This is a genomic window from Leucobacter luti (genome assembly GCF_004217175.1).
GTDB lineage: Bacteria > Actinomycetota > Actinomycetes > Actinomycetales > Microbacteriaceae > Leucobacter > Leucobacter luti.
This window is the reverse complement of the sequence record NZ_SHKI01000008.1, coordinates 113,805-133,715: the sequence shown is the minus strand read 5'-3', so window position 1 is coordinate 133,715 and position 19,911 is coordinate 113,805. Positions and strand designations below refer to the sequence as shown.

The 19,911-nt window shown below is 65.9% G+C and carries 17 protein-coding genes; 6 read left to right on the top strand and 11 right to left on the bottom strand.

Annotated features, from left to right (window positions below):
* The coding region (locus EV139_RS15385) for a recombinase family protein (protein ID WP_130455686.1) at positions 1-1,650 on the bottom strand (1,650 nt) is incomplete at its 3' end.
* Positions 1,651-2,071: 421 nt separating this feature from the next.
* Between EV139_RS15385 and EV139_RS15380 the strand changes: the two genes are divergently transcribed.
* Positions 2,072-2,767 (top strand): hypothetical protein, encoded by a 696-nt coding sequence (locus EV139_RS15380; RefSeq protein ID WP_130455684.1) that lies wholly within the window; start codon positions 2,072-2,074, stop codon positions 2,765-2,767.
* 18 nt (positions 2,768-2,785) lie between these two features.
* A complete protein-coding gene (locus tag EV139_RS15375) occupies positions 2,786-3,268 on the top strand; it encodes a GNAT family N-acetyltransferase (protein ID WP_130455682.1) in 483 nt (160 codons plus the stop codon).
* 37 nt (positions 3,269-3,305) lie between these two features.
* Here the strand turns inward: EV139_RS15375 and EV139_RS15370 are convergent, their stop codons facing one another.
* Positions 3,306-3,713: a RidA family protein gene (locus EV139_RS15370; RefSeq protein ID WP_130455680.1), complete on the bottom strand. Its 408-nt coding sequence runs from the start codon at positions 3,711-3,713 to the stop codon at positions 3,306-3,308.
* A 210-nt stretch (positions 3,714-3,923) separates the two neighbouring features.
* Here EV139_RS15370 and mobF point away from each other — a divergent pair, with 210 nt between their 5' ends.
* Complete coding sequence (mobF, locus tag EV139_RS15365; protein ID WP_241989077.1) at positions 3,924-7,394, top strand: MobF family relaxase; 3,471 nt, start codon at positions 3,924-3,926, stop codon at positions 7,392-7,394.
* A gap of 97 nt (positions 7,395-7,491) precedes the next feature.
* Here the strand turns inward: mobF and EV139_RS15360 are convergent, their stop codons facing one another.
* Positions 7,492-8,004: a TetR/AcrR family transcriptional regulator gene (locus EV139_RS15360; RefSeq protein WP_130455678.1), complete on the bottom strand. Its 513-nt coding sequence runs from the start codon at positions 8,002-8,004 to the stop codon at positions 7,492-7,494.
* A gap of 58 nt (positions 8,005-8,062) precedes the next feature.
* Here EV139_RS15360 and EV139_RS15355 point away from each other — a divergent pair, with 58 nt between their 5' ends.
* The 3 genes from EV139_RS15355 to EV139_RS15345 all read left to right on the top strand — a co-directional run bounded on the left by EV139_RS15355 (position 8,063) and on the right by EV139_RS15345 (position 9,673).
* A complete protein-coding gene (locus EV139_RS15355) occupies positions 8,063-8,413 on the top strand; it encodes a VOC family protein (protein ID WP_130455676.1) in 351 nt (116 codons plus the stop codon).
* Between the two features lie 562 nt (positions 8,414-8,975).
* Complete coding sequence (locus EV139_RS15350; protein ID WP_130455674.1) at positions 8,976-9,320, top strand: VOC family protein; 345 nt, start codon at positions 8,976-8,978, stop codon at positions 9,318-9,320.
* Entirely contained in the window at positions 9,317-9,673 is a 357-nt protein-coding gene (locus tag EV139_RS15345) for a DUF1801 domain-containing protein (RefSeq protein ID WP_130455672.1), read from the top strand. The genes EV139_RS15350 and EV139_RS15345 overlap by 4 nt, the downstream gene beginning before the upstream one ends.
* A 47-nt stretch (positions 9,674-9,720) precedes the next feature.
* Here EV139_RS15345 and EV139_RS15340 read toward each other — a convergent pair whose 3' ends face one another.
* The 8 genes from EV139_RS15340 to dprA all read right to left on the bottom strand — a co-directional run bounded on the left by EV139_RS15340 (position 9,721) and on the right by dprA (position 19,780).
* Positions 9,721-11,649 (bottom strand): recombinase family protein, encoded by a 1,929-nt coding sequence (locus tag EV139_RS15340; protein WP_130455670.1) that lies wholly within the window; start codon positions 11,647-11,649, stop codon positions 9,721-9,723.
* Positions 11,650-11,812: 163 nt separating this feature from the next.
* Positions 11,813-12,004, bottom strand: coding sequence for a hypothetical protein (locus EV139_RS15335; RefSeq protein WP_130455668.1), 192 nt, complete (start codon positions 12,002-12,004; stop codon positions 11,813-11,815).
* Positions 12,001-12,609, bottom strand: a complete 609-nt coding sequence (locus tag EV139_RS15330) for a hypothetical protein (RefSeq protein ID WP_130455666.1) — start codon at positions 12,607-12,609, stop codon at positions 12,001-12,003. Before EV139_RS15330 ends, EV139_RS15335 begins: the two co-directional genes overlap by 4 nt.
* Positions 12,610-12,618: 9 nt before the next feature.
* Positions 12,619-13,083: a single-stranded DNA-binding protein gene (locus EV139_RS15325; RefSeq protein WP_130455664.1), complete on the bottom strand. Its 465-nt coding sequence runs from the start codon at positions 13,081-13,083 to the stop codon at positions 12,619-12,621.
* A 44-nt stretch (positions 13,084-13,127) separates the two neighbouring features.
* A complete protein-coding gene (locus EV139_RS15320) occupies positions 13,128-14,945 on the bottom strand; it encodes a type IV secretory system conjugative DNA transfer family protein (RefSeq protein ID WP_130455662.1) in 1,818 nt (605 codons plus the stop codon).
* A complete protein-coding gene (locus EV139_RS15315) occupies positions 14,942-15,538 on the bottom strand; it encodes a hypothetical protein (RefSeq protein WP_225735793.1) in 597 nt (198 codons plus the stop codon). Before EV139_RS15315 ends, EV139_RS15320 begins: the two co-directional genes overlap by 4 nt.
* Positions 15,539-15,693: 155 nt before the next feature.
* Positions 15,694-18,696 carry a hypothetical protein gene (locus EV139_RS15310; protein WP_130455660.1) on the bottom strand — a complete coding sequence of 1,001 codons (3,003 nt, stop codon included), beginning with the start codon at positions 18,694-18,696 and terminating at the stop codon, positions 15,694-15,696.
* A 70-nt stretch (positions 18,697-18,766) separates the two neighbouring features.
* Positions 18,767-19,780, bottom strand: a complete 1,014-nt coding sequence (gene dprA, locus EV139_RS15305; protein WP_157993058.1) for a DNA-processing protein DprA — start codon at positions 19,778-19,780, stop codon at positions 18,767-18,769.
* Between the last annotated feature and the right edge of the window lie 131 nt (positions 19,781-19,911).

Here is a 19,911-nt window from a genome sequence, read left to right as displayed (position 1 = left end):
GCCCACCCAAAGTGTCTTACGGGAACACGCGACATCGAAAGATGTTGAGTGTTCCCGTTTCGCTTCCTTGCCTTCGTCGCCGCTGTCGTGTGCTTCGCGAAAGATGGTGGCGAACGGCTCCGCGAGCGTGGGGCGGAGTTGTTCGTCGTCGGTGATGTCCAGGCGCGTGTAGAACGCCTGGTTCGCAATCCTGCGGTCGGTGTCGCCGGAGTACTTGTATGCGTGGTGCGCGTCGGTCAGCAGTCGTAGCGAGTCGTGGAGGAATGCCCGTCCGCCGGTGTGGTGTTCGCTGTGCTCGGAGAGGCGGCGGTTCACGTCGGCCAGGCCTGCGCGGATGCGGTCTTGGTGGCGTTTGAGTGTGTCGAGGTCGATGGCGTCGGCGAAGTGTGCCGCGAGGAGCTTGTCGGACTCGGATTCCAACCTGGCTCGGTTCGCCGTCAGATCGGCAAGTTCCTGGTCTTGGCCGGTGTTGCGCTTGTCGAATGCCGCATCAACGTCGGCCGCGATTCGTTGGTAGGCGGTGTCGTTGATCGTGATGTTCGCGTAGGAGTCCGCGACAAGTCGTTCCGCGACCGCGACGGGCACGGCTCGCCTGGTGCAGGTGGTTTTCTTGGCGGCACGGCCGGAGCAGATGAAGTAGGCGTAGGTGACCCCGCGCGGGTTGGTCGCGAAGTCCAGCAGCATCCGTGACCCGCAGGTGCCGCAGTGCAGCAGGCCTTTGAGGTGGTGGGCGTGCTGGACGTGGCGAGTCATCTTCGCCGTCCGCGCTTTGAGTAGCGATTGCACTTTGTCGAACAGGACGGGTTCCACGATGGGGTCGTGCGCACCGGGATACAGGGCACCCTTGTAGCGGATCACGCCCGCGTAGTAAGGGTTCGTCAGGAGCTTGTAGAGGGTGTTCTTCCCCAGGGGCTTTGAGGGGCGTTTCGGTGTCGGCACCGTCAGCAGGCCCCGTGCTGTGAGGTCGCGGAGCAGGCCGGTGACGGAGGTCTCGCCCTCGGCGTAGTGCTCGAACGCCCACCGAATCAGCGGGGCACGGTCGGGGTCAACCTCAACCGTGCGAATCTCACGCCCGTTCTCATCTGTCTTGCGGACGTTGAGGTAGCCGATGGGCGCGCGCATGGGTGTGCCGCCCTGTGCGACTTTCTGCGTCAACCCTTTCGTGACCTCCGTGGCGAGGTTGCGGCTGTAGAACTCGGCAATACTCGACATGATGCCGTGCACGAGCATCCCCGATGGCGTCTGGTCGATGGACTCGGTAGCGGAGACGAGGGTGACCCCGGCGCTGATGAGGGCTTCGTGGATCTTCACGTCGTCGGCACGGTTGCGGGCGAGGCGGTCGAGCTTATGGACGATGCAGAACGTGACCCGGGTCGCGGCGATGAACGCCAACATCTCCTGCAACCCGTCACGATCCGCAGACCTCGCGGACTCGCCCGCATCCACGAACTCCCGCACAACCCGCGCGCCGAGTTCGTCGGCCTTCCGGTGGTTCGCCTCGCGCTGCGCGGGGATCGAGAAGCCCTCCTCGGTGCCACCGCGCTCGGCCTGCTCACGAGTGGAGACCCGCAAGTAGGAGACGGCCAGCAGCATCGGCTTGCCGTCAGCCTCCGGGTCAAGCGCGGTGAGGGTGGGAGCGGTGGTGGTCATGCGGTGCTCCTTCGTCGGTGCAACAGCTCGGGTTCTTCATGCTCTTCTACTCTGCCTCGCGCATCTGACATCAGGCTCAGATTCGCAGGCGTCGGGAGACCGTAGGGGTCGGGTTCCCCCGCTCGGTAAGCCTCCCAGCGCGCCTGGGTGATGTTCAGCACCCACTCCACGAGCTTCCCCATGTCGGGTTCGGCACGGCGGATCGTGCGGAGACGGAGCCGCCCCGGATCGCTCCCCGCCCCTGCCCCGAGCGCAGCTCGGCTTTGCGCCGCGTGTGGTGGGCGCTCACGGGTCGGGGCTGGGGTCAGGCCACTCACCACCAATCTCACACAAAAGCAGATACGCCAGACCTAAGATAGCACACTCCTCGCGTAACGGCCATTGTTTGAGATGAAGTGGTGGTTCCATTACGATCAGAGGCATGAGTCAAGACGTGGAGGACATGCCGCTGCTGGTTCCCGAAGACCTGCCAGCGGGCTGGGTGATGCCTGATCCTCCCGTGATCGCCTCTTCCGCCGACTCGGTAGCGATCGATGCCGCGCTCAAGTATGACAAGCGGACGTACCCCACGCCGGGGCCGGACGGGAACCTGGGCGGGTATAACGATGGTCGCGACGGTCGCTGGTTCCTCATCGAGCACATCCAGTCCCATACCCGCGTGCTTCTACGGCTGCAACGCCAGTACCTCATGCACCAAGAGCCAATGGGTGAAGTACGGATCACGGGGATCGTCTACCTGCCCGAGCTGGCGGGCGACCCGGTGGCCAGTCCGATGCTTCGGAACTTGCCGACCTCTCGGATTGAGGCGGCGATCAACCGCCGCCAGTTCACCGTCACCGGAGCCACCCGCTTCGAGGGCGGCACACTCACCATGCCCTCGGGTCGCATTCTCCACTCCTCAGAGGTCATGCAGCCGTTGGGGAACCCGAAGCGGATCGCGGACTTCTACGAAGTCGTCGCCCTCCAACACACCCGCCTCGTAGACGACGGGGAGACGAACCCGACCGCGAAGATGGCAGAAATCAGCCGCGTACCCCTCTCCACCGCACAAGGCTGGGTCGCCCGCGCCCGCTCGAAGGGGTTGCTCCCGCCTGGACGACGCGGACGCGCGGGATAGTTGGACGAAACGCAGAGCATGACCTTTGATTTCGTGAGAGAAGCGACGGCGGCAGATCGTGGGCTGCTTGCGCGGGCGACGCTCGACAACCTGAACTGGAACGGCCAGCGCTTCACCATGCGTGAGGTCGAGGACACCCCGCATTTCCGCCACTACTACGACGATTGGCCAAGAGATGAGGACTTAGGTCTCGTCGCTGAGGACGCCGACAGAATGGTCGCCGCAGTGGTCTGGCTACGTTACTTCACCGCCCAAGACCCCGGCTACGGGTTCGTCGCGGACACCATCCCGGAGCTGAGCATCTGGGTCAGCGCCGAGTACCGAGGCCAAGGTATCGGTGGACTACTCCTGCATCGAATCTCCGAGGCAGCTCGATCCCGTGGCGTCACGGCGATTAGCCTTTCCGTCGAGGACGGCAACCCCGCCGCGAGACTCTACGCCCGGCACGGCTTCCGACCTGCCCCGAATGGTGTGCCGGGCTGCCTGCTCATGGAACTCTGACGCAAGCTTTTCGCCACCTACCGGCGGGGCTTCGCAGTCAGTCGATGACGGCGGCAATCGCTTCGATCTCAACCAGTTGGTCGTCGTAGCCCAGCACCGTCACGCCCATCAACGTGCTCGGCACGTCGTGTTCTCCGAAGGTATCGCGCACGACCTCCCAGGCCGTGACAAGATCGCTCTGTGAAGAGGATGCGACCAGCACGCGAGTGCTGATGACATCCTGGATCGTCGCGCCAGAAGCGGCGAGAGCACGCTTCATCGTTTCGATACATGCGGCAGCCTGGCCCGCGTAATCGCCGACCGCGATGGTGGTGCCGTGCTCGTCCAGCGGGCACGATCCGGCGAGGAAGATCAACCGAGAGTCCTTCGGTGCTGTGGCCGCATACGCGTACTCGGCGACGTCTGAGAGGTCGGAAGCGCGGATCAACTGAACGGAACTCGGCATGCCCCCATTCTCTCAGGACAGTCGCCCCTGTCATACCAGCGCCACCTGACTCCGTACCGCCGACCTCGCCGAGCACGCTCCGCACACGCCACTGACGCGCCCCGCCTTCCACCCCAGCGCACCCTTTCTCTCGCCCCAATCTCAGAGAATGAACGTATCCTAAGTGCCGTAGTTGCTGATACGCTAGTTGAGCGAAGCGGCGGATTGAAGGTGGTCGAGATGCATGGCGGCGTGATCCCGTTCCGGGGCACCGGGGCCGATGCGCTGCGCTATGTCGAGTCCGACCGTTCACGCGCTGACGACTACTACCTGGGCGCGGAGACGACCGTTTCGCAGTTCGCGGCGCTGGACGGGGCGGGCGCGGTGACTGCTGAGCTGGCCCTTGACCCTGTGGCGTATGCGGGGTGGGTGGACTGGACGAACCCGCTCACGGGCGAGTCGATGGGCAAGCCGCGCCGGGCGGGGTTGGATCGGCAGGCCTCGCCCCGGTTCATGGAGATGGTCATCAACACGCCCAAGTCGCTGTCGATCGCCGCTGCGCTGCACCCGGAGGTCTCCGAAGCCCTCGACGCGGCCCAGCAGGACGCGCTCTCGGAGATTCGGCGCTGGCTCGCCCAGCACTCCGTGACCCGCGTGGGGTCGCTGGGGGCGCAGGAGGTCGTACCCATGGAGCAGATGCACGTCGTCGGGATCACGCACCGCACGAGTCGGGCGGGTGATCCGCACCGGCACATTCACATGCAGATCGGCACCCGCGTGTTCGCGGCGGGGAAGTGGCGTGGTCTGTTCACCGCTGCGCTGTTCCGGCAGCAAGGCGCGATCCGTGCCCTCGGTACTGCCGTGATTGCTGCCAGCCCGGAGCTTGCCGATGTGCTCGACCGGCACGGCCTGACCCTCGACCCCGCAACCGGCGAAGTCACCGAATTGCAGCCCTACAACGGCGTGATGAGCAAGCGTGGCGTACAGGTGCGCCGGAACCTCGACCGCCTCGAAGCCGCATGGAACGAAGCGCACCCCGGCGAGAGCATCGGGCCAGTCGTCGCCTCGCGCCTGCGAGCCGAGGCGTGGGCGTATGAGCGGCCCGCGAAGAAGCCCACCACTCTGGGCGACGAAGCCGCATGGGTGACAGAGCTACGCGAGGCCGGATACGCCCCCGACACCTGGCAGCGGCCCGAGCCTATCGCCTCGGTGTCGCTCGATGATCTGTCCGTGCAGGAGGTTGCATCGCGCACGCTGGATCGTTGCGCCGCTGCCGAGTCCGCATGGTCGGCCCACACTGTGACCGAGCACGCGACCCGGATCATGACCGAGCACGGCGTGCAAGCGACACCCGCCGAGATACGCGACTTCATCACGGCCGCGTCGCGGTTGGCGTTGGAGGACTGCTTCACGATCCTGCCACCAGACGCACCGGCGCTTGAGCATGTGGCGCATCTGACGAGTGTGCGCGTCATGCAGGCCGAAACCGAGCTCCGCGACCTCATCGCCGCACGAGTACCCGAGACTGAGCCGGCGGTGCCGAATGTGCAGGGGGTGGTGCAGGCCGCCTGCCTCGACGCGGACCAGGCCGGGGCCGCCGCAGCCCTTGCCTCCACCGACCCGCTGGTAATCGTGGAGGGTGCAGCGGGCAGCGGGAAGACGACGATGCTGGGTGTTGCTATCGAGGCCGCGGCCGATCAGGGCAGGGCGTCGCGGGTGGTGACGCCGACGAAGAAAGCCGCTGATGTTGCGCAACAAGAACTCGGCACCCCCACCGCGAGCGTTGCGGCACTCGTCCACGCCCACGGCTGGCGCTGGAACCGCGACGGCGTATGGACGCGCCTCGCACCCGGCGACACCGACTCCGAGACCGGGCGCCCCTATGCCGGAGTGCCGAAAGCCTCGCAGCTCGCACCAGGTGAGCGGGTGATCGTGGACGAGGCGGGGATGCTTGACCAAGACACCGCGCTCGCCCTGTTCGCCGTCGCTGCCGAGCACGGCGCGACCCTCGCGCTCGTCGGCGACCGGGCGCAACTCCCCGCAGTCGGCAGGGGCGGGGGGCTCGACATGGCCGCAACGATCCGGGGCCGCACCATCGACATGGCAGAAGTCCACCGCTTCACCGACCCCGCCTACGCGGAACTATCGGTGCGGTTGCGCGACCGGGCCGATCCCGGCGCGATCTTCGATCAGCTCACGGCACTCGGACTGATCCGGCTGCACACCGATGCCGATGGTCTGCGCGAGCACATTGCCCAGCGCAGGGAGGAGGGGGAGACGGTCACAGTCGCCACCAACGACGAGGCCGCCCGCCTGAACGAGCGCATCCGCGACCACCGCACCCACACCGCAGCCGTAGACGATCAGGTGACCGCCACGGGATCGGATGGGCTTCCCATCGGGCGCGGTGACCTGATCCAAACGCGGAAGAACGACACCGGCCTGGGTGTGGCGAACCGGCAACTGTGGATCGTGCAACACGTTGCAGACGATGGGGCGATATGGGCGGTTGAGGCACGCAACGACCGGAAGCGCGAGCACACCGTCCACCTGCCTGCCGCCTACGTCATCGAGCACGCTCACCTTGCCTATGCCTCGACCGCTTACGGGGTGCAGGGCGTCACCGCCAAGGGGTCGCACACGATCCTCAGCGACGCGATGAGCGGCGCCGCCGTGTACGTCGGTATGACCCGAGGCAAGCAGGAGAACCAGTTACACGTCATCGCCGAGAATACGGCCGATGCGCGGCAGCAGTTCATCGACGCCGTAGAGCGCGACCGCGCCGATCGAGGCCTGGCCGACGCCACCCAGCGCGCAGCAGAAGCGGTGCGGGGTCTGGTCGACGATGGCCCCGTCAAGCTCGTCAGCACCGAGATAGCTGCCCGCACCCAGCAGGCCGAACGAGCGGAACGACGAGCGGCACTGTGGCGGCGGGCCGCCGATGCGCTCACCGACCTGGACGCGCAGCAGCGCGACGAACGCGACCACGCACGCCAGGCCAGGGACACCGCAACCCAGCAGCTCGAACGGGTGCGCGCCGAAGTCGCCGCCCCGCTCACCAAGCAGGCATCGGCGGCGTTGGCCGAATGGCAGGAGGCCGACACCGCACAGCAGATCGCGCGCGATTGTCTGGGCACGGTCGGCAGGTTCGGCAAGCGCCGCGCCACCAGAGAACACCGCACCGCGCAGACCCTTGCCCGCCACGCCGAGCAGCGGCTGACAAGGGCGTGGGGTGAGCCGCCCCGCTGGAACGAGGACAGCGCATCGTGGGTCGAGCGCGTCACCCGACCCCGGATCGACACCGATCCCCGCGTGACTGAAGCCGCCGGGCAGCAGGAGACAGCGGCGAAAGCCGTGCGCAAGACGTTGGAACCGGACGACCTGCCGCGCTTGCGCATCTACGCCCGCATCTTCGGCACCGACACAGTGGTGAAGAACCGCGCCGCGTACCTCGACGCCCGACCCCGCACCAACGCTGAGAACCAGGCCCGCACCGCGCAGCAGGCCCGCGCCGAAATCGAGGCACTACGCGCCCTCACCCTCGCTGAGGCCGTCGCGCGGATCAAGCAGATCCGCGCCAACGAGCAAGCACAACGTGAGGCCGCCGACTTTGCTCTGAAAGAGCGCCGACGACAGGTCGATGTCCACCGTCACACACTTGACAGTGGCCCGCGCTCTGACGGCCCGTCCCTGGGCTGGTGACCGCACCTACAGCCAGGCAGTGGGCCCGGCCGTCGGCGGCACACGTCTACTCGGCGTGGGTGGATACGGGGCAAAGCCATGAGGGGACTGTCCAACCTTATGGCGATAGTCGAATCTCAAACGCTTCGATGGCGGCGCGCGCCTCCTGCGCGTCGGTGCCCTCAGCAATAGCCGCCAGGGCAGCTCTCCAGGCGGCGGCGAGCACTCGCCCGAGCACAGGAGAGTCAGTGGCCGAGCCGAGCACTTCAGCGAGGCGATCGCCGTCTGATCCGGCCGGAGGCGCTCCCAGAATGCGTAGGAATCGCTCGCCGACGGCGAAGTCGAACCCGACCAGGAGCGCCGCCCGCACGGCGGTCGCGTGATCCGCCCCGCTGGCCGCGGCAGCGCCTTCCATTCGATCCAGCAATCGGCGCTCTACATCGGCTCGGACGAACTCGTACAGCCCGAGCTTGCTGCCGAAGTGGTGATAGAGCGCGCCAGTAGTCACCTCGGCCGCTGCCGACAGTTCGCCGACTGTGACCTCATCAAAGGCGCGTGCTCCGAAGGCAGTCACCGCCGCGAGGACGAGTCGGCCCTTCGGGGACGACGACACCGGAACCCACTCGCGCATGGCACCATAATACTGTTACGCTATAAAGAAATCTTGTTATGACACCGAAAGGCCCGCCATGAAACTCGAGTTCCTGTTCATCCCGACCTCGGACCTCAACGCCTCGCTTGCGCTCTACCGCGACGGACTCGGTTTCACCGAGCTATGGCGCGAGGGTGACGCCACCGTCGCGCTGACCCTGCCCGGGAGTGAGGTGCAGGTTATGCTCGACGCGAACGACCCCCAGGCGCCCGCTGGCCCGATCTTCGTAGTCGAGAGCGTCACCGACTTCCACGCGAAGCGGCCTGAGGCGCTGAGCGTGATCGAGGAGCCCGCGGACATCCCAGGTGGTGCAATGGCTACCTATCAGGAGCCGGGCGGTGCCGTTCTCTACATCCTCGACCAGTCCACGGACGCCGAAGCAGGCTGAGCGACACCGTCCACCTCTGCCGCTGCGAACGCGAGTGATGTTGTGTACGAGTTAGGGTCCACAATTTCAGACGTCGTCGAACTCCAGACGGGGTTCGACTTTGTCGTTTCGTAGGGCTCGGCGAGCCTTGGGTACTCATGCTTGCAGTCATGGTGGGTGGCACGTCCAGAGGGCAGGTTCACCATTGGTCTCTCCGTCTCGACGGGATTGCTGAGGGTTGATGCTCACAGTGCTTCCGTGGCCGGAGTCGCAGCGTCGGAGTTCTCGCGTCTCGCATGGCGGCGTGCCGCCCACGTCACTGCGCCGGCGAGGGAGACCAGGAGCCCTGCTGCGATTGCTGCGATGGTTGACTGCCCAGCGCTGAAAGCTCTTTTGAACGCGCTCTCGCGGAACGCCGTCTCCAACTCCACACCGAGCCACACACACACGACAGCGGCCCGCACCAAGATGGGCGAACCTTGGGCCGGTGATCAGGACACCAGCAGCCGGGCAGTCGATCATTCACTGGTGGCCTGTGCTCTGAGCAGGGTGGTGTCAGTTCGGTGCGACTATCCTCAAAGGTATGGCGAAGTTCACCACCGTAGAGTTGTACTCATCCGACGCGGCAGCCTCGGCTGCGTTCATGGCAGAGGTGTTCCAGTACGAGAACACGTTCTACGGGGACTCTTATGTGGACGTTCATGCCGGAGACGGCTTCACCATAGCGTTCGAGACAACTTCCACAGAAGCAGCACCGCCGCCGTTGGCGATTTTCCAGGTTACAGACCTTGATGACGCGCTTTCATCCGTCATTGCCGCTGGTGGAATCGTCACCGTGGAACCGTTCGATTTCCCCGGTGGCCGACGCTTCCAGTTCCGTGAGCCAGGCGGAAACGAGCTATCGGTCTGGGTGTCGGTCGAGGCATGATCGACAGGATCGATAGATTTCTCGCGGATCTTGAGGAACAGGCAGATGGGCATTACGAAATTGTTGCTCAGCTCCGCGAGCTAGTCACAAGCGGGTTCCCCGACGCTGACGAACTTTTCAAATACGGTGGCCTGCACTACACCTTCGGCTCAGCACCCTTTGCCGGGATATACGCCTACAAGAACCATGTCTCCGTCGAGATCAACGGCGGCGCGTATATCGAGGATATTTACGGGCATCTTGAGGGCAGGGGCGGCAAGTCAGGCCGTAAGCACGTTCGCCTGAGCAGCGTCGCCGAGATTGGATCAAAGCACGTTGCGGACTATCTCACCCTCGCGCGGGAGACCTTCTAGGCATCCCGCCAAGCAGCGCCCACTCAGAAGATGTGGCGGAGGGGTGGTCACCGCGTCTTCGCCCACACGGTGCCCCGGTGAACCCCGAACTGGCGTGCCAGCGCGTTCACGCTCACACCCTGCGCGCGGGCTGTTCGCATAGCGCCCACTTCCTTGTCCGTGAGCCGTGTTCGAGGTCGTTTACTTGGTTCCGACGCCGCGCCGATCAACGGGTCATCGGCTCCGTTCTCGGAATCGGTGCGGATGCCTTGATTCCATGCGGAAACGAGCTTCTGAACCCGTGGTCGTCTGTTCCCGCAACGCTCCATTGCGTCCACCCAAGTGTCGATGTTCAAACATGCGACATCCGCAGGTTTGACATCCTTCCCCGCGCGCACGCTGGCCTCATAGGCCAGCGCTGCCGCGTGGACTGCCGGATCGAGCAGCGTGTCGAACGGCTCACCCGGCTCCGTTTCCACCCGATCGGCGTTCTCGACCTCGTAGACATGGATGCGCTCGAAGAACGCTTGGTTGCAGATGCGCCGGAGTGAGTCATCGATGCTCATGTAGATCGCGTGCATGTCACCGGCCAGAGCGAGGCAGTCTTCGAGGTGTGCTTTGGCCTGATCGTACTCGATCTGCCCTGCATCGATCTGCGCGTCGAGGAACGCGAGCCGGCGTGCGATGCGGTCTTGTTCTTCTTTGAGGAGGTCCAGCGGGACGGCTCCGGCGTGGTGGGCGTGGAGCAGGCTGCGGCGTTCGTCACGGAGCCAGTCGCGCTCGACGGCGTGGGTGTGCCGTTCTGCTTTGTTCGCGGCGTGGAGGTCATCGAACTGGCGCACGAGCATGTGCCGCAGCGCGGTGACGATGTGCTCGGGTATCTGCACGCGCCGGTAGTAGTCCTCGACCTGTCGTTCGATGTGCTCGATCGGCATGGCCTGGCGGACACAGTTCGTGCGCTTGGAGTGCCGGCCTGCGCAGATGAAGTATGGGTAGACGATGCCTTTGCCGTTTTTCGCGTGGGTGACCATCAGACGGGAGCCGCAATCGCCGCAGTACACCGAGCCTTTCAAGTAGTGCTCGTGGGTTTGCGTCTTCTCCCCGGACACCTGGTGCGCGGTGAGGACGTTCTGCACCCGGTACCAGAGCTCCGCGCTCACCAGCGGTTCGTGGAGTCCGTCGTAGCGGGCGCCACGGAAGATCACGTCGCCCTTGTAGTACGGGTTGGAGAGCATCTGCTGGATCGTGGACAGTCCCGGAGCCTTCGCAGGCCGTTTCGGGGTCGGCACGGTCGTGAGGCCACGGTCGACAAGTTCTCTGTGCAGCATCGAGGTCGAGTAGTTCCCCGTCGCGTACGCCTCGAACGCCCACCGCACCAAAGCAGCGCGGTCGGGGTCAGGGATCACGGTGGGGATGTCGCGCCCGAGTTCGTCGCGCTTGTGGACGTTGAGGTAGCCGATGGGGGCGCGACCGACGGTGCCGCCGATGGCGGCTTTCTGGGTCATGCCCTTGGCGACCTCGTTGGCGAGGTTGCGGGAGTAGAACTCCGCGATCGTGGACATGATGCCGTGCAGCAGCATCCCTGACGGGGTCTCGTCAATGTTCTCCGTCGCGGACACGAGGATCACGCCGGCGTCTTTAAGCGCGAGGTGGATCGCTACGTCGTCGGCACGGTTGCGGGCGAGCCGGTCGACTTTGTGGACGATGCAGTACGCGACCTGGTGGGTCTTGACGTACTCGATCATCCGCATCAGTTCTGGCCGGTCGGCCTTGCGTGCGGACTCGCCTGCGTCGATGAACTCCTCCACGACGATCGCGTTCAGATCACGGGCCTTGCGGAGGTTCGCGTCGCGTTGCGCGGGGATCGAGAATCCCTCGTCGCGGCCGCCGCGCTCTGCCTGCTCCTTGGTGGAGACGCGGAGGTAGGAGACGGCGAGGGTGGTGGTCTCACCGAGTCGGTCGATGCTGGTGGGTGGCGCTGGGGGTGCCAGAGTCATGAGTCTTGTTTCCTCTCACCGGAAGGGTGGGAGCCAACGCGACGGCGAAGCGTCACGCGGTGCGACTCGTAAACGGGAAACACGTCCGCCGGAAAGGAACCGGGGTAAGCCACAAGGGCAAAGAGACTGCGCACCCGGCCCGGTAAGGCCGCGGCGTCGGGTTCTATTCTACCTTGTCGGGCTCAGAACGCCCAGGATCGGCGTCATCCGGCGTGGGCGCGTCGTTCGCCTTCGATCTGCTGACCGCCATGCCGAGGAACACCTGCGCGAGCTTGTGCAGGTCAGGTTGACTGCGTGGCACTGCTTTGACGGTGAAGCGTCGATCCTCACCCCGCCTGCGCTCACGCCGGTTCATGGTACTTCTCCCGTGCTCAGGACGAGACCTGCGATGAACTGGTCCTCGGCACGTCGCCGCGCTTCCACATCAGCGTGCATGTATTCCACGAAGTCTTCCTCGCGGTTCGGGATCACGATGTCATCGATGGTGTCGGTGTCGGATTCTCCGGGCCAGGCGATGCGGCGGGTGGGGCGGTCGGTGGTCAGGCGCGTGCCGCAGGCTGCGGTCCAGTGCCGGAGGCGTTCTTGGGCTTCGGTGAAGTCGCGATGCCAGATGAGCATGGCGGAGCCCTTGGCTTCGGGGTGGATCGCGCACAGCCAGTGGATGTGCAACGCGGACAGTTCCCACACCAGTGCCGGGTGGCGGTGCCAGAACGGCGGGCAGACGGCGACAGAGAGGCCGTAGGTGTGGCGAAGCCAGTGCACCCATTCGTTGAGCGCGAGCCATTCTTCTTCTGCGGCGTCGGCGGTGAGGAGATTCCAGTTCACCGGCCCCGGCGGACCCGCCATCCCCTCATCCTCCGCGGTGGAGGGTTCGGTGTCGGGGTCGTAGCTCTCATCGAACTCGTCCTCCGCCACTTCGCCCGGATCAACTTCGCCCGTGTCGGGCAGTTCATCGACCATGATCCGTCCTCACCTTCCGACCGCGGTTGCACCAGCGGGCGCGCGGCGTGGTGCGCCGGGTGACAGTGCAGCGTCCTCGAGTCCGGCATCCAATGAGTCGGTTGCTTGTGTGCGTCGGGGACGGTCGACTGTGTAGCGGGTGCGGGCGAGGTCGTGCCCGATTTTCTTCGCGATGAACTCTTCTGCCTTGACGGTCTGCCCGGTGTCGTCGGTGCGGTCGTAGTGGTGGGTGTAGCCCTCGGCGACGAACTTGTCGCCTTTCGCGAAGCGCTGGTGGGCGCGTTCGGCGGTCTTCCGGAACGCGACGAGGTCGTGGAAGGTGGTCTCGGTCTGCGTGAACGAGCCATCGTCTTCGCGGCGGTAGTGTTCTTGCCCGATCTTCACGAACAGTCGTGCGTCACCTTTCTCGGTGAACGACAGGTGCGGTTCGGAAGCGATGAACCCGGACAGGGACTCTTGTGTGTGGATAGCCATTGGACACTCCTTGTGACAGCGGCACCCCCGGTCAGGGTGCTCTGTCACTCAGGTGCGCCCACCGGCCCCTCATCACCCGCGGATGCCGGAGAACCGGTTTGTAGCAGCTTCTCCACCACGCGCCGCTGACCCTGCAGGTCGCTCGCGCCCTTGCGGCGCGTCCAAGCACGCAGTTTCGCGACGATCGGTGGCGCGGCGCGTAGCAGGATCAGTCCGGTACCGAATGGGAGGGTGCGGATCACGTCGGGAGGCATGATCGCTACCCGGCGGATGGAGCGTTGTGCGGTGCGGGAGCCGTGGTCGCCGATGGTGGTGGAGTCGGTGATCTCGTCGCGTTCACCGATGAGGGTGGTGAGGTCTTGAAGGTCACGGGAGTTGGATGCGCCACCGAGGATGATCTTCACAATCGATGCGTCCCAGATCGCGCCGGCAGCGTTATCCGACCACTTCTCGCGTGCCTGTGCGAGGGATTGCAGTACCGGCATGGTCGTGATCCCGGTACCTCCGCCTTCTGCCATCAACGTCGGGAGCGATGGCAGTGGGGCGAGGTTTCCGATCTCATCCAGCGCCAGCAGCAGCGGCGGGTCGAGACGTGCTGACGGTGAGCGTGCGGCGAGGCGACGGGCGGCTTCGACGAGGTCTTCCACGAACGCTGACACCAGTGCGGCACTGTTGTTCGCCCCGGCGCCTGTCGCGAGCAGATACACGGTGCCGCGCTTGCGCAGAAACTCCTCCGGATCGAACCGCTCCTCCGGGCCTGGGCTGACCGCGTCGAGGACGCGGGGATCTGCGAGCGCGGCAAGAGACAGGGACACGCCTTGCCAGATGGAGTCGCGGGTTCTGGGGTCTGAGTCGATCATCGCCTGCAACGAATCCGCCCACCCCGTCGCCGCCCGAGGGTTCGCGGTAAGGATCGCGACCGCATCGGACGCCGCAGCCGGGTCCAGGGTCCACCGGAACAACTCGGCAGGCGCACGCTGGTCCAGGGCTGCGGCATGGAGGAGTGCTTGGAGGGCGGTGCGGGTTTTCCCTTCCCAGAAATCCCCGCCCTCGACACCGCCAGCGGACAGGCCGGTGCCTGCGGCGAGGCCGGTGGCGCGGATCATCGCAGTCAGCGGGTCTTCGCATCCCCGGATCGGTGACCACCGCAAGCCTGCGGGGACGCCTTCGGCGAGGTGCTGCGGATCGAACACCGCCACTGGCCGCCCCTCCGCACGGCGTGCTGTGAGAGTGGCAGTGAGGTTGTCGGGGCGGGTGGAGGTCGTGACGACGGCGCCTGGGGCGTCGAGGATCGCGTTGATGACCACATGCAACCCCTTCCCCGATCGTGGTGGCCCGATCAGCAGGATCGAATCCTCCACACTCGCCCACACGTTTACGTTCCTCGATGCGCCGAGGAGGTATCCGACATCGGTGACCGCAGGCTGCTGGATGGAGGGGCGGAGTTGCCCGGCCCGACGCAGCAGTGCTTTCTCTGATGCGGCGGTGGTGACGTCGGTGCGGGTGGCGATCCCGACGATCCGGTACGGGTCGACCTTCGTCTGTCGTGCGTGCTCGCGGAAGAACCGCCACACCCACCACCCCGCACTCCCGACCGCGACGATGAGGATGCCGGTGACGATCCAGTACGCGACCGGGTTCAGCTCGTCGGCAGCGAGTGCGCTACCGGGGTCGGAGGGGTGCAGGAGCACGCCGAGGCCGGCTTCGATCCCGCCCGGCGGCTGCGCAATCCCGGTAACCCACGCGGTGATCGTTCCCGCAACGCGGAGGATGACGGCGAGGACGGCGGCGGCGATGAGGGCGATGATTCCGAGGTTCGCCAGCTCATCCCCAAGCGCCCCACCCTGCCGCGGGGTGCTCATTGGATTCTCCCGACCGTGAGGGTGCCGGAGATGCGGCCGAGGAGGATCACTTCACCCGTCACCGCAAGCGCGGTTTGCTCTGCGGTGAGGAGGGTGCGGGCGGTGCCGTCGCTGCTGGCGTCGGTGTGGGCGTGGATGATCGCGACGGCGACATCCTCACCCGCAACGAACCCTGCCCCTGCCACCTGATGCAGCACCGGCTGCGCGGCTGGCACCGGAGGCGACACCACAGCCACCGGTGCCGGTGCTGATGCTTCCCAGGGCTTTGGGGTGGTGCGTTCGCGGGGCGGGGTGATGATGTCGGTGAACGTTGACCCGTCGGCCTCGTGTACCTGCACGCGCAGCGGCGACCGGTACTGGGCGGTGAGGGCGTCGAGGATGGTCGGGAACGCTTCGCGCCGCCATCCCGGAGCGAACGGCTCCGGGAGATACGGGCGCCCGTCGACCGTGACCGTCATCGCACCATCAGCGGTGATGGTGAACTCCACCACCGGCACGACGACCGGTCCACCGGGCTCAGTCTTCGGTGGCTTCGGCGCTTTCGGGGGTTGGTGGTCGGGGTGGGTGCGGCGGTAGCGAGGCTTCGGCGTCACAGGGTTCCTCTCCGTGGAGTGCAGGGGTGTCGCCAGGCAGGTGCACTAGCACCGCCCCCGAAACGCAGGTGGGAGGGCACGAACCTGGGGTGGTTCGTGCCCTCCCATACCGACCCGCCCTGGGGTGGGGGTGCCGGAGGGTCGGCAGCCTGTGGTTAGTCCTCCTTTGCTCCCTCGAACTGGGCCTTGAACTCCTCGAACGACAGGTCCTCGTCACGGACGTACCCGGCGCGGTCGCGCGTGATCGCGAGGCGACGCCCGAACAGCAACACCCCACCGGTAACCGCAGCGATCAGCCCACCAGCGAGACCGATCGGCCACCAGTCACCGCCGCCGGTGTGCGCGAGCTCACCCGGCGTGCCTGCTACGTCTGGGGTGTCGGTGACGGTGGTGGTCTCATCCGGTGCACCGCAGACCCCACGGTGCAGGATCGTGCCGTCCTCATCGGTGACGGTCTCCACCCAGTAGTAGATGCCGACCGTGTCGAAGATCACCTCGTCGGAGCGATACTCACCTGGCCCATCGAGATCAATCGTGGTGGAGGTGAAGACGAGTTCTTCCGGGGTGCAGGTCGCGGTGTCACTGTCCTGCCGGTACGCCTCGAAGATCAGGCGTGCCCCGTCGGGGACGGTGCCGGTGACGGTCGCAACATCATGCGCCGGATCACCCAGCTTCACGTTCGCCATGGCGTTCGTCTTCACGATCAGCTCCTCCGGCTGCTCCTTCACCACCGTCGTCTCACCCGACGCCCCACAAAGACCCTCGGCGATGATCTCGCCGTCGGCGTTGTAGAGGGATTCGACCCAGTACACGTTCCCCGCGGTATCGACGGTGGTGGTGCCGGAACGGTAGACACCGGCCTGGGTGACCGGGATCTCCTCGCTCTCGTAGAACGGCGCCTCACACAGGGCTTCCGCGTCTGCCAGGTGGGGTCCGTAGGCACGGAACACCAGGTAGGAACCGTCGGGAATCTTCGTGCCCTGCACGAGCGCGGTATCCGAGAACGGCTCGCCGACGAACGCTTCCGGTGTCGCCTGCGTCACCACGGACACAGGCACCTCTCTGCCGGTGGGTGGGACGTAGAAGCGTTCCAGCACGTCCACCGGAGACGAGGAGTAAGGCTGCACGCGGTCGTCGCCGGTGAAGGTGGTGACGAGGACGTAGAAGCCGGGCTCGGTCGGCACGATCTTGTCGTCATCCGTGTACCCGAGCTTGTAGACCCCATTGCGTGCCGGCGTCATCAGTTCCGCCAGCACCGGCGCGCTGGTGAGGTCGAGATCGTCGGTGAGTTCCGTATCTGACGCGAAGGGGCCGTAGACGGTGTGATGCAGTTCATCGACATCGGCGTTCCAGTAGCCGTCGCCGGTGAAATCGCCGTGGTTCGCCGGGAACCCGGTGACGGTGATCACATCGAAGGCGCGTCCGCCGGGGTGCACGTTGTACTCCCGCATCAGCGAGGTCACCGTGACCGGCCACCGCACCGACGTCGTCTCCACCGTGATCCCGTACTCGTCCTGCCAGTCGTTCGCGAGGTAGTCGCGCACCCACTCCGGCTGCGTAGTCTTCCGAACCTCCCACACCCAGGTCACAAACCCGCCCGTCGGCGCGACCACCGACGGGGACGTGTAGACGCCGGGGCCGTCTGCGGTGACCGTCACGGTACCGAGCGGCACCGCGTTCGGGTCGATCGCGGCGTTCTGCGCCGGGGGCAGCGTGCCGGGCACCTGGTAGGCGGTGCCCTCGAACACCACCGGAATGTGCGCGCCGTCCTTCTTCAACCACGCACCATTACTGCTACTAACGGTGATCGTGTCCGTGAGTGCATCACCGGGGACAGCGAGACGCTGATCCGCCTTGGAGACAGCTTCGGGCTGGAACGGCACCACCGACGTCTCAGTGACTTGGCCGAAGCGGTCGGTGAACGAGTCGGTGAGGTACTTCGCGTTCTCACCGTGCGCGGTCTTGTCGATGCTCCACACCCACGTGTAGAACCCCGACTCCGGCGCAACGATCGTGCCCGGCGATGTATACGACCCCGCACCCGTCAACGTCACCGTCTCGACGCCTGCGACGAGGGCTCCGGCAGGTGGGGTGTCGGCTTCGGCAGGCTGCTCATCGAACGGCCCATACAAGGTGCCGGTCGCGGTCACCTCAATCGGGTTGCCGTCCAGGTGAATCCAGGTACCCTTCGACACCGACACCGTGAGCCCATCCACGAACGCATCACCCTCCGCGACGTAGCGGGAGGCGACCTGGGTGGTGATCTCCGGCTGGAAATCCAGTTCAATCACCGGCGACTCCACCGACGCCGACAACCCGGTGGATGACCCTGCGACGGCGGCGATCAAACGCTGCTTCCCAGGAGTCGTGTAGAGATCAAGCGCCGCACCATACCCGGCCGCATCGATGCTCATCGACGCGCCAACCCGGTAGGACGGCACACCGACTGCGGGGGTGCCGGTGATCGGGTGCGCCCCGGAGCCGATCGTGCGCGCCGAGGAACCGTTAGCGAAGACCGCATCCGACAAGGTCGCAGCACCGGTGAGGCCTGCGGGGTGGGTGGCGACGGTGAGCGTGCCCGCGTACTGATCCGACATCTCAAGCGATAGCGACAGTGACGGGTCGGTGACCGCGTTTGCTGCGGCCTCCTGCCGCATCGCGGCGAGGTTCGCGAGGATCGTTCCCCGCTCCGACGCGGGGGCTCGGGCAACGTAGTAGTCGTCACCGGACATGCCGTGCGAGTTATACCGGCCAGGGCTCGCCACCGACCACACATGCAGCGCGACCGCGGCGGTGACGTTCGGATCGCCCGACTGCCCCCACCGGTCCATCACATAGTTCAACTCGGCAAGCTGCTGCCGCGACAGCGAATCCAACGCCGTGATCCGTTCCGGCCCCGATGTGTTGCCGTAGGGCGGGTCCGCGTCCAGGTCCGCGCAATACGCCTGCCGGCCGTCCACATCCGTGTTGTACGCGCCGAGGAACGCACCATCTGACCAGTACCCGACCCCTTCACTGCCCGCATGGGCAGCCTGGGAGCCAAGCGCGAACGAACCCGCGATGACCAGGAGCGCGAGCAGCGCTGACAGCCAGCGCCGCACCCCCGTTCTGGGTGGCGCAGCCTCCGGCTGCGTGATGTGGGCGAGTGATCCTGACACGAGATACCTCCTGGTGTGTGTTCATCAGCGACCAGAGCCGGCCGCCTTCACACCAGGTGCACCACCCGCCTCACAACACCGGCCCCCTCAAATCCCGCCCCTGCGCCGACGGCCCAGCCTCGAGCGGGTCGGACTCGAGTCCCGCACGCTCCCGCACGGCACGGTGAGCCCGGTCACGAACCCCATGCAGCAACTCGCGCACATCTTCATAGCCAGTCACCACCGTGGCGAGGCCGTCACGCAGCAACCGATGACAGCCCGTAGAGGTGGCGCTCGTGATCGGCCCGGGGATAGCCCCGACCGGGCGGCCGAGTTCGGCGGCGCGGGCGGCGGTGTGGAGGGTGCCGGAACGGTACCCGGCCTCGGCGATGAGGACGGTGCCGGAGAGCGCGGCGAGGAGCCTGCCTCGTTGCAGGAACCTCCACTTCGTCGGCGCCGCACCCGGCGGCAACTCCGACAGCAACAGGCCGTCCTTGCCGACACGGGTCAGCAGATCAGTGTGCCCTGCCGGATACAGCCGATCCAAGCCGCCTGCGAGCACGGCGACCGTTGAGCCATTCGAGGCGAGTGCGGCACGGTGCGCGGCACCATCGATCCCATACGCGCCGCCCGAAAACACCACACGGGAGTCGGCGACCGCCGACTGCACCAGCTCCGTGGTGACGTGTTCCCCGTAGGCGGTGGACGCCCTGGCTCCGGTGATGGTGAGGCGATCCCACATCGGTCCGGTCAGCAGCCCTGGGTTGCCTTTCGCCCACAACGCCACCGGCGCGCCATCACCGAGCGCGTCGATCCCGGCAGGCCATTCAGCATCGCCGGGGATCAGCACCCGCATCCCGTGCCGCTCCGTCTCAGCAAGCACCCGCTGGATTTGTGCGGCGTCGAGGCGTGGTGCGAGGCGGCGCTGCCAGGTGTCACCGTCGGGCCCTGCCGGGACTTCATCGGCGAGGACGCGGGCGACCGTTTCGGATGCGCCGACGGTGCGAATCATCCGCCCCGTCACCGCATCTCCTGGTTCGGACGCGATAGCGAGGATGATCCTCGCGGTGCTCTCATCTGCTGCCAGTTCGTTGATCGTGTCCATCAGTGCTGCTCCCTCGGTCATGGCGTGTCAATCGAGGGATAGGTGCGAACCGGCACGCCGAAACAGTCATTACGAGAGGATCGGTGGGCGCGGGAACTTGCACCCTCACAACACCCCACAGATCGGCCAAA

Excerpts from the sequence above, each read along its gene's own strand:
- EV139_RS15325 (WP_130455664.1), bottom strand. The coding sequence starts at position 13,083 with ATGGCTATCCACACACAAGAGTCCCTGTCCGGGTTCATCGCTTCCGAA.
- EV139_RS15350 (WP_130455674.1), top strand. The coding sequence starts at position 8,976 with ATGGCGAAGTTCACCACCGTAGAGTTGTACTCATCCGACGCGGCAGCC.
- EV139_RS15340 (WP_130455670.1), bottom strand. The coding sequence starts at position 11,649 with ATGACTCTGGCACCCCCAGCGCCACCCACCAGCATCGACCGACTCGGT.
- EV139_RS15380 (WP_130455684.1), top strand. The coding sequence starts at position 2,072 with ATGAGTCAAGACGTGGAGGACATGCCGCTGCTGGTTCCCGAAGACCTG.
- EV139_RS15355 (WP_130455676.1), top strand. The coding sequence starts at position 8,063 with ATGAAACTCGAGTTCCTGTTCATCCCGACCTCGGACCTCAACGCCTCG.
- EV139_RS15335 (WP_130455668.1), bottom strand. The coding sequence starts at position 12,004 with ATGAACCGGCGTGAGCGCAGGCGGGGTGAGGATCGACGCTTCACCGTC.
- dprA (WP_157993058.1), bottom strand. The coding sequence starts at position 19,780 with ATGGACACGATCAACGAACTGGCAGCAGATGAGAGCACCGCGAGGATC.
- EV139_RS15360 (WP_130455678.1), bottom strand. The coding sequence starts at position 8,004 with ATGCGCGAGTGGGTTCCGGTGTCGTCGTCCCCGAAGGGCCGACTCGTC.
- EV139_RS15370 (WP_130455680.1), bottom strand. The coding sequence starts at position 3,713 with ATGCCGAGTTCCGTTCAGTTGATCCGCGCTTCCGACCTCTCAGACGTC.
- EV139_RS15330 (WP_130455666.1), bottom strand. The coding sequence starts at position 12,609 with ATGGTCGATGAACTGCCCGACACGGGCGAAGTTGATCCGGGCGAAGTG.
- EV139_RS15375 (WP_130455682.1), top strand. The coding sequence starts at position 2,786 with ATGACCTTTGATTTCGTGAGAGAAGCGACGGCGGCAGATCGTGGGCTG.
- EV139_RS15345 (WP_130455672.1), top strand. The coding sequence starts at position 9,317 with ATGATCGACAGGATCGATAGATTTCTCGCGGATCTTGAGGAACAGGCA.
- EV139_RS15320 (WP_130455662.1), bottom strand. The coding sequence starts at position 14,945 with ATGAGCACCCCGCGGCAGGGTGGGGCGCTTGGGGATGAGCTGGCGAAC.